9 protein-coding genes and 2 tRNA genes are annotated in these 13,011 nt (G+C 33.7%); 2 read left to right on the top strand and 9 right to left on the bottom strand.

The features are described from left to right. On the bottom strand, positions 1-3,368 hold a 3,368-nt coding region (porU, locus tag ACTG3Y_RS11990; RefSeq protein ID WP_439153161.1), incomplete at its 3' end, for a type IX secretion system sortase PorU. Between the two features lie 313 nt (positions 3,369-3,681). On the opposite strand from porU, the gene gldJ reads away from it, so the two are divergent. Continuing rightward, positions 3,682-5,361 (top strand): gliding motility lipoprotein GldJ, encoded by a 1,680-nt coding sequence (gene gldJ / locus ACTG3Y_RS11985; protein WP_439153160.1) that lies wholly within the window; start codon positions 3,682-3,684, stop codon positions 5,359-5,361. Positions 5,362-5,424: 63 nt separating this feature from the next. Further along, the gene (locus ACTG3Y_RS11980) at positions 5,425-6,705 is read left to right on the top strand and encodes a UDP-N-acetylmuramoyl-tripeptide--D-alanyl-D-alanine ligase (protein ID WP_439153159.1); all 1,281 of its coding nucleotides are present in this window, start codon (positions 5,425-5,427) and stop codon (positions 6,703-6,705) included. A 182-nt stretch (positions 6,706-6,887) separates the two neighbouring features. Here the strand turns inward: ACTG3Y_RS11980 and ACTG3Y_RS11975 are convergent. The 8 genes from ACTG3Y_RS11975 to ACTG3Y_RS11940 form a co-directional block, all read right to left on the bottom strand. Further along, positions 6,888-6,962 (bottom strand) — tRNA-Val (locus tag ACTG3Y_RS11975). A 160-nt stretch (positions 6,963-7,122) separates the two neighbouring features. Further along, positions 7,123-7,197: transfer RNA gene (locus tag ACTG3Y_RS11970), tRNA-Val, on the bottom strand. Between the two features lie 62 nt (positions 7,198-7,259). Next, positions 7,260-8,477, bottom strand: coding sequence for a bifunctional folylpolyglutamate synthase/dihydrofolate synthase (locus ACTG3Y_RS11965; RefSeq protein ID WP_439153158.1), 1,218 nt, complete (start codon positions 8,475-8,477; stop codon positions 7,260-7,262). A 3-nt stretch (positions 8,478-8,480) separates the two neighbouring features. Then, on the bottom strand, positions 8,481-9,326 hold the full coding sequence (locus tag ACTG3Y_RS11960; protein ID WP_439153157.1) for an energy transducer TonB: 846 nt from the start codon (positions 9,324-9,326) through the stop codon (positions 8,481-8,483). 43 nt (positions 9,327-9,369) lie between these two features. Further along, positions 9,370-9,762 carry an ExbD/TolR family protein gene (locus ACTG3Y_RS11955; protein WP_439153156.1) on the bottom strand — a complete coding sequence of 131 codons (393 nt, stop codon included), beginning with the start codon at positions 9,760-9,762 and terminating at the stop codon, positions 9,370-9,372. 1 nt (position 9,763) lies between these two features. Continuing rightward, the gene (locus tag ACTG3Y_RS11950; RefSeq protein ID WP_439153155.1) at positions 9,764-10,459 is read right to left on the bottom strand and encodes a MotA/TolQ/ExbB proton channel family protein; all 696 of its coding nucleotides are present in this window, start codon (positions 10,457-10,459) and stop codon (positions 9,764-9,766) included. Positions 10,460-10,522: 63 nt separating this feature from the next. After that, positions 10,523-11,914: a sodium:proton antiporter NhaD gene (gene nhaD, locus ACTG3Y_RS11945; protein ID WP_439153154.1), complete on the bottom strand. Its 1,392-nt coding sequence runs from the start codon at positions 11,912-11,914 to the stop codon at positions 10,523-10,525. A 12-nt stretch (positions 11,915-11,926) separates the two neighbouring features. Then, positions 11,927-13,011 (bottom strand): Glu/Leu/Phe/Val dehydrogenase dimerization domain-containing protein (locus ACTG3Y_RS11940; protein WP_439153153.1); only part of this gene is annotated, 1,085 nt, incomplete at its 5' end.

The following is a 13,011-nucleotide window of genomic DNA, read 5'->3' as shown; positions in this document are numbered from 1 at the left end:
AAAACTATTGGGTTCGCTTCATCTCCATCAATAATTGCTGTAATATCATGTCCAATTCCACTTGCTGTATTTATACCATTTTCATCTTGAAGCTTAGCTAGCAACGTGGGTGACTCATTCGTTATTCCCCCTGAAACGAAGTTTTCGTCATTCATGAATAAATTAATAACAGGACCAATATTATCCTCTGGTGCATTTTCATTTATTCCACCAATCTTTACATCGAAATTAGCACCAGCCTGATCGGATAAAGGACTATTTGTCTGTGCATAAAAACTAACCTTACCGTTGCCGACAGGAATGCCTATATCTCTAGGTACAATAAAATCAAACTCAAATTCACCATTCTCTATCGATGCCTGTCCCTTAAATATAACTTCTCCTAAAGTTGTATAATCTAATATAATGGTTTGACCATTATCAATAACATTATCATTTGCTAACGTCTGTCTTTGGATAGGTTTATCAAAAACTGTTGCTGTTAATGTTCCGTTATAGTTAGAAAGTAGGTTTCCGTTTCTATCAGTAACTTCACCAGCCAATTTTGTGTAACTTAATGCTTTTAAGGTATCTATTGGTTGTGTTACTTGTACGTCATTAACTTTAGTCAATCTAATATCTGGATCTGGAAATGCTAATTTCATTGCTGGATCACCAATAAAAAAGACTAGTCTTTTCTGAGTTATACCCGCTATACTATTATCTGTTTTAGTTAATCTTAAAGCTTCTGCTGCAGATGGATAATCGTCAGATCCAAAAGCGAACATATAATCATCTAAAACTTCGTTGTAAGAAACACCTACAGTTACAAATATTTGTCTTGTAGTTGTTATTAATGCTATAGCACCACCATTTTTATTCCAAAAAGTAAATTCACCAGCGGTTTCTCTATTAGGATCATCAAACTTGGTATACTCACATGTAACCGTTACAAAAAGGTTGTATTTACAAACGTTGTTTATATCCTGCGCATCTAGCTTGTCGAATATTCGCTCTTTAGCTAAACCGTCTTCACCACCATGTCCAAAATAATTTACAACTAAAGCTCCAACTTCAATGGCATCTTTAATGGCTTTGTTCACTTTTGGATAACGGTCTCCTGCAGCAGATGATTCCTGCTGAAACGCGTCAGTATGAATTTTTACTACATTAATAAAGGGCTTACCTTGTTCTACAGAAGTCCCTATATCGTCTGTGGTTTCTTGTAGTATTCTTTCCCAAGCTACATCTACATCATCAGAGATTAACAATAAATTATTTCTCCAACTTCCATAAGCTTCTTCCTGATAATAAGATTCAATCTTATCTACCATTTCCTTGGCTCGTTGAATGTCTTCAGCTAATATTCTCCCAATCGCAATATCTAAGCGATCAGCATTACTCATTGACCCTTCATTGTCATCAAGCATTCCATAAAAATCGTCTGAAACAAAAGAATTAGTTAAGCTAAAACTATTCGTGGAGTACCATGATGGCACAACGTTGGTATTATTTCTTAATCTATTTTTATAATCATAAGAGCCATCACCGAATAAACACAAATACCTTAGACGATTTGATGGTGTACTAGCATTTTGATAGACATATCTAACAAAATTTCTTATTGCAGCAATATCTTGGCTTCCTGTACTAAACTCATTATATATTTTACTAAGCTCAACGACTTTAACCTTAAGGTTATATTGATTTCTATTAATTTGAGCTAGTCGTTCAGCTTGAGACAATAATTCTGTTGGAGTAACTATTATATAGTCTATATCTTCAAACTGACCTTGATTATTGTTAAAAATAGTTCCTTTTAAATTTTGATTTGCTACTGTTGTTCTAGAATCTTTCTTAGGTTGAAAGAAATCTGAATTTGAAAAAGCCAAGTAAGTTCGTTCTAGACCAGATTGCACCTTATAAGTAATATTACTTTGATTATCTGAGTTTAAAAGATTAGTCACATTGAACCGATCTGTAATATCCCAGATCTCCCTAACAGCATCAGTATTAGTAACAATGTACTCAGCAATGCCTGGAGTAGAATTAACATCTTCATTCTCAAATACTAATTGATCGCCTGCATAAGTTAATTGACGAGTTGCTTCTATGTTTATGTAATCTAAATATGCACTTGCACTTGGATTACCTGAATTGTCGTAATCTAAATTAACCGTAATTAGGTCAGATGAAACGTTTATAAAATTATTAAACGTTGTTGCACTCGCTAAAATAGAACTACTTAAATCTACTGAAGGCAAATTAAGATTAGTGATTTGAGAGCCGTTTACGTTAACAGTCATAGTTGTAGATGTCTCTGCTACAGACCCGATAGCGGTTTTTAATTGGACTGGCTCTGATGTGATTAAATTAGGAAACTCAAACTCATACTCCCGTTGATTTTCAATATCAAACTTATCGCCAAACCATCGTCTACCTAATTTTGCTAAATTGTATTCATCGACTTCGTAAAACTGGTAATCCTGAAATGTTGTTACCTGAAAATCTGCAGCTAGGTCTGAAGTGGCCATAGGCTGTATTCGCTTACCATTGCCTGAACTTATATTTATATAATAATACGTTTTATCCGTATATAAATTAACATTAGTATCACTCTCATGATTATAAGTAGTAGGACCTTCTCCATAAAACAAGATATAATCGTTAGAATCGAAACTGCCATCCTCTTCTCCTACAATCTTAATTGTATTTTCAACAACATCAAAAGGATAGTTTGCAGAATTATTGAGTGGTAGCATACGTCCTCCATTACCAAAAACCTTTATAGTTCTTGGATTTATAGAATTGGTATTGACACCGAGACTACTCAAAAAACTTTTTGTTAATTGAAAAATACCAGATTTATCGATATAAAATCTATACCATTCTCCTGAGCTTAAAACCGAATTTGTTATGTTATTAGCATTATTTGTGAAATTTGCTGCTCTACCTAATTCTGAAGCGTATTGCACAGTAAAACCTGTAATTCGTTTAAAACTACCATTTTCCTTTATAATAGGAGACACTTCTAAATAATATGCTTGTTTTCCCCGGGCATTAGTATTGAAGAATCTATATTCTGGTGAAGACGGAATGAGATTTCTATCTAAGTCCTTTAATCCTGCCGAAGAAATGGTCTCATAGGTAATATTAGTTAAGACCGCACTATTTTCATTCACAAAACCATTACTATCCCACTGTACAAAATAAGTGAGACCTTTACTATCATTGTAGTCTAAATGTTTAGCATCAAAAGCAGGAACTTCCTTCTTTCCATAAGTTGTCTCTAAAACTCTAACTCCATTCCATTTAATATTGAAGCGTTTTTGTTGCCCAAAACAAAATAAGCTTACAGTTAAAAGTAAAATAGTATAGCAATTTTTCATTTAAATATTTTTAAGCTAAATGCACCTTATTTATACTAACCTATAAATTTTGGTAAAATTACATTACAATAACGCCAACTAAAGAGGGTTATTATAAGCATCTGATTTTTATTTCAAAAATACAACAATAATTTATTTTTATGCTCGTTATTAAAGAGCAAAATACACCGATAAACTGGTCAAAAATCCGTTATTGTGTTCAAAAAAAAGGATGAAATGCATTTTTTTTTGCATTTAGACGTAAAAAAAAGTTGTCAGTTTGCCTTTAATTGTTATATTGCGAATCTAAAATTTAACGAGCTTACTTAAACGTATGGATATGAAAAATGTCTCAAACCTAAAATTTTTAGTAGCATTGATGCTTTGCGCCTCAATAGTTAGCTGTAAAAAATCCTCTAGTTCAGGAAATACAGATAGTGCTACTGGTTGGAAAATCAATGACAAACAAGGTGGTTTTCAATACAACACAGACTTTAAAGAACAAGAAACTCCTCCCGGGACTGCTTTTGTAGAAGGTGGTACATTCACAATGGGTAAAGTACAAGACGATCCTATGCATGATTGGAATAACACTCCAAACCAACAGCATGTGCAATCTTTTTATATGGACGAAACTGAGGTAACGAATTTAAATTATCTGTTTTATTTAGATTATTTAAAAAATGTTTATCCACCAGACGATCCAAATTATTCCCTAATATATAAAGGAGCATTACCAGATACATTAGTATGGAGAAATAGATTAGGATACAACGAAATGATGACTGAAAACTACTTACGTCATCCTGGTTATGCAAACTACCCGGTTGTAGGTGTAAGTTGGATACAAGCTGTTGAATATGCAAATTGGAGAACTGACAGAGTAGCAGAAATGTCTTTACAAGAGGCAGGTTATATAAAGAGAGACGCTCAGTATACAGATGTTAATGCAGAAAGTACTTTTAGTACTGATACATATATAAATGCTCCAACTCAGACTTATGGTGGAAACACTGAAGTTTTAGAAGGAGGAAGACGTAAACAACAAACGGATGCTGATGGGAATCCTATCAACGTTTATGCCAACAGAGAAACAGGCTTAATACCTGTAAAGTATAGACTACCAACTGAAGCTGAATGGGAATACGCTGCTTTAGGTATGAGTGAATTACGTAGCTACAATGTATATAGAGGACGTAAAAAATATCCTTGGGATGGACAATATACCAGATCTGGAAAACGTGTAAACCGTGGTGACCAAATGGCTAACTTTAAGCAAGGTAAAGGTGATTACGGTGGAATCGCAGGATGGTCTGATGATGGTGCAGATATTACAGCAGAAGTTAAATCGTATCAGCCTAACGATTATGGTTTATATGATATGGCAGGTAACGTTGCAGAATGGGTAGCTGATGTCTACAGACCAATCGTAGATGACGAGTTTAATGACTTTAACTACTATAGAGGTAATGTTTACACAAAAACAGCACTTAATGAAGATGGTACTGTAAAAGTAGTTACTATAGACGAAATTGTATACGACACTTTAAGTAATGGAAAAATAGTTGCAAGAGATTTACCAGGTGAATTAGCCAGAATCCCTGTTGACGAAAACGAAACTTATTTAAGAACACAATTCGATAAGAGTGATAACAGAAACTTTAGAGATGGAGACAAAAGATCTTCTCGCTACTACAGAGAGAACTTTGAAGTAGATGATGAGAGAAATAACCAAACTCGTAAGATGTATAACTCACCTAAGCATTCTGTAGAAGTTGATTCTACTGAAGGGAAAATGGTTAGAGAATACGATACATCAAATAACAGAACTTCATTAATTAATGATGAAGTAAGAGTTTTCAAAGGTGGATCGTGGAGAGATAGAGCGTATTGGATAGATCCTGCTCAACGACGCTACTTCCCTCAAGATATGGCAACAGACTATATTGGTTTCAGATGTGCAGTATCTAGGGTTGGCTCTAAGTCACAAAAAGGTGGTAAGAGACGTAACTAATAATATGAAATAAATTTTAAAAAAGTCCTGATTTAATTATCAGGACTTTTTTATTTTAGGCCTATGGAAGTTAAAGATTTATATCAAAAATTCAAAGCGTGTTCTGCAGCATCAACAGATACAAGAAAACTAACTCAAGATTGTATGTATTTTGCGCTTAAAGGTGAAAAATTTGATGGAAACAAATTTGTTTCTCAAGCTTTACAAGGAGGATCAAAATATTGCATAGTGGATGATAAGAATGCTCTGTTAAATGATAAATGTATTTTAGTGGATGACGTTTTAGAGAGTCTTCAGCAACTCGCCACGTTCCATAGAAATAAAATAAAAGTTCCCATAATAGCATTAACTGGTAGCAACGGTAAAACAACCACAAAAGAACTCATTGCCTCTGTGTTATCTACAAGCTATAATATAAAAGCAACTAAAGGCAACTTAAACAATCATATTGGTGTACCTCTAACACTTTTAAGTTTCACCGAAAGTCTTGATTTTGGAATTGTTGAAATGGGAGCCAATCATCAAAAAGAAATTCAATTTCTTTCAGAAATAACAGAACCAGATTTTGGTTTAATTACAAATTTTGGAAAAGCCCATCTTGAAGGCTTTGGAGGTATCGAAGGTGTTATTAAAGGTAAATCTGAATTATATGATTTCATTAAAGCTAATAAAAAAATTGCGTTTATAAATACAGACGATGAGAAGCAAATAACACAGATTGGTAATTACGGTAACACGATTACATTTGGTAAAAAACAAAGTAATGATTTTGTTATAGAGTTTATAAATGCTAATCCTTATGTTTCTTTGCGTTTTGATGATAAGATAATAAGAAGTCAACTCATTGGAGATTATAATTACGGAAATATTGCCGTTGCCGTAACCATTGGTAATTACTTTAACATCTCAACTAAAAATATCAAAAAAGCAATAGAAAATTATCGCCCAGACAATAATCGGTCTGAAATTATAGAAAAAGCAAGCCTAAAAATTATTCTTGATGCTTATAATGCGAACCCAACGAGTATGGTTGCAGCAATTAATAATCTAAAGCAATTAAAGGCAAAACGAAAATTTCTTTTTTTAGGTGATATGTTTGAATTAGGAAATGAGGCAAAACAAGAACATCAGGCAATCACTAATTTAGTTCAAGAAAATTTCAATGAAAATATTTATTTGATTGGTGAGAACTTTTGTGAAACCCAAACGAATGCCGTAATAAATAAGTTTACTACTTTTGAAGATTTAAAACCTATTCTTTCGTCTTTAGACTTAAAAGACTCTACTATTCTTATTAAAGGATCTAGAGGAATGGCCCTAGAACGTATATTAGAATTCATCTAAAATATAGTGAGTTATATGCCTGATTAACTTTCTAATCCAAGATAAACCAACTACTGCAATTACAATCCTATTGCGCTTTCGCCTTTTACAAGATTTTTGTTTTTTAAAAATAATTCAAACTATGGCTTACTTTTTTAAACAATAATCCCAATTTGCAGTACAAATTGGGATTATAAAAGATGTGGGTCATACTGGATTCGAACCAGTGACTTCTACCCTGTCAAGGTAACACTCTGAACCAACTGAGTTAATGACCCGTTTTTGACAATATAGTTTCATTTTAAAAAATATTTAGGATTTAATTTCCCAATTGCGAAACTACTTCTGCAATTATAATTCTGATGAGCTAAAGTTCATCCTAGAATTTTTTTAAACAAAAATTCCGATTTGAAAATCAAACCGGAATTGTGATTGGTGTGGGCGCGAAGGGATTCGAACCCCTGACCCCTTGGGTGTAAACCAAGTGCTCTGAACCAACTGAGCTACGCGCCCTAATATTAGGACTGCAAATATAGACTAGTTTTTAAAATCTCAAAAGGATTTTTATAAAAAAATCAAATAATTTCAGCCACTACAAAAGTACTGCCTCCGACATAAATTATATCGTCTTCAGTTGCTTTAGATTTGGCTTTATTTAATGCGTCTTCAACACTAATAAAAGTTGTGCCCATTAACCCATTCCTACTAAAAATAGATTGTAATTTTCTTGCATCTAAACCGCGTTGTACATTAGGTTTACAGAAGTAATAAATAGCATGTTTTGGTAGTAAAGTGATAATAGTATCTAAATCTTTATCATTAACCACACCAAAAACAATATGAAGTTTTTCAAATACTTCAGACCGCAATTGCTCCAACACGTAAGTTAATCCTTCCTTATTATGTGCTGTATCGCAAATAATCTTTGGATTTTCACCTATAACCTGCCATCTTCCCTGTAAACCTGTGTTCTTAACTACATTTAGAAGTCCTTTTTTTAATTGGGTTTCAGAAATTTGAAAACCAGACTGTTGCAATACTTTAACAGACTGCATAACCGTTTTTATATTATGCTTTTGATAACTTCCTTTTAAATCAGATTCAAAAACCTCACTTATTAATTTGTCAGCAAATAAGATATTTGAATTCGCCTCTTTAGCTTTTACTTTAAATATCTCTTTGGTTTCTTCATGGGTTTCTCCGATCACAACAGGAATATTGGCTTTTATAATTCCTGCTTTTTCAGCTGCAATTTTATCGAGTGTATCACCTAGAAATTGCATATGATCAAAACCAATATTAGTAATTATAGAAAGTTTTGGAGTAATAATATTTGTGGAATCTAATCGTCCACCTAGACCAACTTCTATAACTGCAATATCAACCTTTTGTTTTGCAAAATAATCAAATGCCATACCTACAGTCATTTCAAAAAACGACAAATTATTCGCTTCTAAAAATGCTTTATTACGCTTTATAAAACCAATAACAAAATGTTTGCTCACTGCGATTCCGTTAATCCGAATACGCTCTCTGAAATCCTTTAAATGTGGCGAAGTGTATAAACCAACTTTATAACCAGCTTCTTGAAATACAGAAGCTAACATATGGCTCGTAGAACCTTTACCATTTGTACCAGCAACATGAATAGATTTAAAACCATCTTGTGGTTTTCCTAAACGTTGTGTAAGCCTTAATGTGTTAGACAAATCCTTTTTATATGCAGATTTACCTTTGTTTTGATACATTGGTAGCTGCTGAAACATCCAATTGACTGTATCTTTATAATTCATCAATTACTGACCTAAAGCGAAGTTAATACTTACAAAACCAACTTGCGTATTTGGCGCATCGTTATTAGGTGTAAATTTAAATGATAATGCGGTTTTCCTCGCAGCTTCAAACAAACAACTCGTTCCTGTAGTACCTTTAATTCCTGGTGTAGCTTTTATAACCTTACCACTTCTATTAACTCTAATTTCTACCACAACAAGACCCTCTTCGTTGCAATCTTGATTAAATATTTTATTTGAAATTTTTCCTCGACCTCCCAAACCAAAACCAACTCCTCCTTTTCCAGGTACTGAGCGGCCAAATTGACTAGGAGCATAAGGATCACCATTTTGCTGACCTGAATTACCAGCTTTATCATCATCTCCATCACCTCCATCATCCTTTCCGTCAGCATCCTTAACACCTCCGATAAGGGCATCTAGTTTTTTTGTCTTTTCCTCTTCTTCTCGTTTTCTTCTTTCTTCCGCTTCACGCTTCTCACTTTCTATACGTTCCGCTTCTGCCTTTGCTTTGGCTTCAGCTTCTTTTTGTTTTTTAATTGCAATTGCTTCAGCATTTTCTTGTGTCATAACCTTTTCAGCCTTTGTAGTTGTTTCAGTAGGTTCTGATTCTGCTTCCTCAGGTTGAGATTCTTCTACTACCTTTTCTTCAACGGCTTTTCTAGGTTCACTAAGTGGTTTGTTTCCACTACCAAAGTCAGTAGTTCCAAAATTAACTGCTACACCATATTCCTCTGGTGGATCCATATATTGGGGCCCAACCACAAAAAGTAGTAATAGCAATATCAAGGCTATAAACCCTGTTATTCTTGCTGAGTTACGTTCGTGCTTGGTCTCTAAATATTTCACTTAAATTATACTTTGATTAGTATAGTTTCAAAAATAATAGCGTTTAATTTGGCTTTACAGCTAATATCACTTTGAATTTGTTCCGATTTGCTATATCCATTACCTTAACTACATTTTCTACAGGTACGGATTTTTCTGCCCTTAAGACGATAGTTGGTGACTCTTTCTTCGATAAAACTGAAATTAGCTGACTTTCTAAAACACTCTCACCAACACGTTTCTGATCTATATAATAAGTTAAATCTTTTTTGATACTTACTGCAGTTGACTTTTTATTCTCAGTCTTTCCACTTGCTTTAGGTAAAATGATATCAATAGCATTAGTGGTCACCAAGGTTGAAGCAATCATAAAAAAGATTAAAAGCAAGAATACAATATCGGTCATTGATGCCATATTGAATTCTGTTGTTACTTTGTTTCGTCCTCTAATGTTCATATTAGATAGGTTCGTTTAAATGATCTAAAAATTCCGTGGAGTTAGCTTCCATTTGATGAACCACCTTATTAGTCTTTACCACAATATGGTTATATGCCACATAGGCAATAATACCTACTATAAGTCCTCCTACAGTAGTTGTCATGGCTGTATATAACCCACTTGCTAAAACATCCATTTGAATAGTTCCTCCTGCGTTGGCTAATTCAAAAATTGAGAGTATCATACCAACTACGGTTCCTAAGAATCCAATCATTGGCGCCACACCAGAAATAGTAGCTAAAACACTAACATTCTTTTCTAGACTGTAAATTTCTAATCGACCAGCATTTTCGATAGCTGTATTTATATCTTCGAGAGGTTTGCCTATTCTTGTAATCCCTTTTTCAATTAACCTTGAAACTGGCGAGTTTTGCTGAGCACATAGCATCTGAGCAGAGTCTATCTTACCATTACTGACATGATCTTTGATTTGATTCATAAAATTAGAATCTACTTTTGAAGCTGCTTTTATAGCAAAAATTCGTTCAAAATAAATGTATGTGGCTACAATTAATAGTAAGAATAAAATTAGGATAATAACGATCCCTGACGTTCCTCCGCTGGTAATTAACTCTATTATGGATAGTGTTTTCTCAACTGACTCTCCCTCCGCTAATACTTCTGAGCCATCTTGAATATTACTTAGTAATATCATATAATAAGATTTAAGTTTAAAAGTTTCTGTAAGTTATAACGTTAAGTTTTTTACTTAAGTATATTAAAATACTGCTCTGGTTAACATAAAAGCAGCAGCACCAGCAATAAATCCAATAAAGGCTAACCATGAAATCTTCTTTAAGTACCAGAAAAAATCTATTTTCTCCATACCCATAGCCACTACACCAGCAGCTGATCCGATAATTAACATGCTTCCGCCAGTACCTGCCGAATATGCTATAAAATGCCATAACTCATTATCTAAAGGCTCTGAAAACATTCCTAAACTAGCTGCAACTAATGGTACATTATCTATTACTGCAGACCCAACACCTAATAAAAGTACAACTAAATCAGACACACCTTCTCCATGTAATTCCGTTCCCATCATTGGCATACTCTCTTGTAAAGAACCTGCAAAACCAAATAATATACCTAACGATTCTAAGGCTCCTACCGCCATCAAAATTCCTAGAAAAAACAAAATACTTGGTAATTCTATTTTTGATAATGAATAATGTACAGGACTGTGACTAGCATGTGCATCGTGCTCTTCAGCATTTGTTGCAGAAATAGCGAACTTAGAATTACTGTATATCTCAGCAAAAATTGCTACAACACCTAGCGATAACATCATACCTACGTAAGGTGGTAAATGTGTAATTACCTTAAAAATAGGTACAAAAACAATAGCGCCAAGTCCTAAAAATAGCATGGTAGAACTAAACTTATTTTTTGGTTTATTATCATCTGCTTGTAACTCTAAATCTCCTTTAAAAGGTTTTAGTAATGAGGCAATAAATGTTGGCACAACCATACAGAGTAATGATGGAATGAATAGATAAACAAACAATTTTCCAGTTGATACTTTATCCCCAATCCATAACATTGTTGTGGTAACATCACCAATTGGTGACCATGCTCCACCCGCATTAGCAGCAATTATAATAAGACCGGCATACCAAATTCTTACATCTCTCTCTTTTACAATTTTTTGCAGTATAGAAATTAATACAATAGTCGCTGTTAAATTATCTATTATGGCAGAAAGAATGAAAGCTAAAATGGAAAACATCCACAATAATTTCTTTCTACTATTGAAATTTACAGCGTTCTTAATAGTTGAGAAGCCATCAAAATAATCTATGATTTCTACTATCGTCATTGCACCTAATAAAAAGACTAATATTTCTGCAGTTTTACCTAAATGATGCAATAAGGTTTCTTCCATTAAATGCATTTTCTCTTCATATGGTAGCATTCCAAAATTGTCCATTAAATTATGCTTAGCAGAATCAAACCATTGAGAAAAATCATCGATTCCAAGAGAGATTAGAGCCCAACTAATGGCCATCATCACTAAAGCAGGAATTAATTTATCTATTTTAATATTATGTTCTAGTGTTATAGCTAAATAGCCAAACACAAAAACTAGAATTATAACGGTTTCCATATTAGATATTATTTATATTAATTGTCTTAGTGCAATCTCAAATGCGGTTTCACTAACACCAATTTTTGTTGGATTATTTTTTTGAACTTCTCTTAAAGCTTTTCTAATAACTCTTGACGTATCTTTAAAAATAGCGTCATCTGTCATCTGTACTTTTCGCTCCATGAAATAAGCAAAAACTCTTGCCATACCACAATTTGAAATAAAATCTGGTATTAAACTTACCTTTTCATCAGTGTACTCCATGATTGGACCGAAGAATATTTCTTTATCAGCAAAAGGAACATTGGCTCCACAACTGATCACTTCTAGACCTGTGTTAATCATTTGGTCTATTTGATCTTTTGTGATTAGTCTAGATGCCGCACATGGTGCAAAAACTTCGGTTTGGAGTGACCATATTTTTTCATTTATTTCATCAAATGGAATAAGATTTTCTGAAATTAAAGTATTTGCATTTTTATTCAGGTATAAGTCAGTTATCTCTTTAAATGAAAATCCATCCGAATTAATTAGACCACCAACTCTATCAATAATACCAACTATTCTGGCTCCCATCTGAGCAAAATAAAAGGCAGCTGCAGCGCCTACATTACCAAAGCCCTGAACCACTACTCGCTTACCTTTTATGGAATCCTCATTGATATCGTAAAAGTGTTTTGCTGCAACAGCAACGCCATAGCCAGTAATCATATCGGCTATCGTATATTTACGTTCTACATTAGGTGAGTACTTTGGGTTTTCTATTACTTTAATTACTCCCTGTCTCAATTGACCAATTCTATTTATTTTATCGGCTTGAGTAGGTTTAAAGTGTCCTTCAAATACACCTTCTTGCGGATGCCACACACCACTTTCTTCAGTGATAGGAATAACTTCATGTATTTCATCAACATTCAAATCTCCACCTGTGCCATAATAACTCTTAAGCAAGGGTGAAACGGCAGCATACCAACGTTCTAAAACTCCTTTTTTTCGTGGATCATGTGGATCGAAATTTATTCCTGATTTTGCACCACCTATCGATGGTCCTGAGACTGTAAACTTCACTTCCATTGTTTTTGCCAGAGATAAAACTTCGTTTCTATCTAAACCTT

Source organism: Winogradskyella sp. (assembly GCF_965656915.1).
Lineage (GTDB): Bacteria > Bacteroidota > Bacteroidia > Flavobacteriales > Flavobacteriaceae > Winogradskyella.
The sequence above is the reverse complement of the archived record's forward strand: the minus strand, read 5'-3'. Positions and strand labels throughout refer to the sequence as shown.

Excerpts from the sequence above, each read along its gene's own strand:
- gldJ (WP_439153160.1), top strand. The coding sequence starts at position 3,682 with ATGGATATGAAAAATGTCTCAAACCTAAAATTTTTAGTAGCATTGATG.
- ACTG3Y_RS11980 (WP_439153159.1), top strand. The coding sequence starts at position 5,425 with ATGGAAGTTAAAGATTTATATCAAAAATTCAAAGCGTGTTCTGCAGCA.
- ACTG3Y_RS11965 (WP_439153158.1), bottom strand. The coding sequence starts at position 8,477 with ATGAATTATAAAGATACAGTCAATTGGATGTTTCAGCAGCTACCAATG.
- ACTG3Y_RS11955 (WP_439153156.1), bottom strand. The coding sequence starts at position 9,762 with ATGAACATTAGAGGACGAAACAAAGTAACAACAGAATTCAATATGGCA.
- ACTG3Y_RS11950 (WP_439153155.1), bottom strand. The coding sequence starts at position 10,459 with ATGATATTACTAAGTAATATTCAAGATGGCTCAGAAGTATTAGCGGAG.
- nhaD (WP_439153154.1), bottom strand. The coding sequence starts at position 11,914 with ATGGAAACCGTTATAATTCTAGTTTTTGTGTTTGGCTATTTAGCTATA.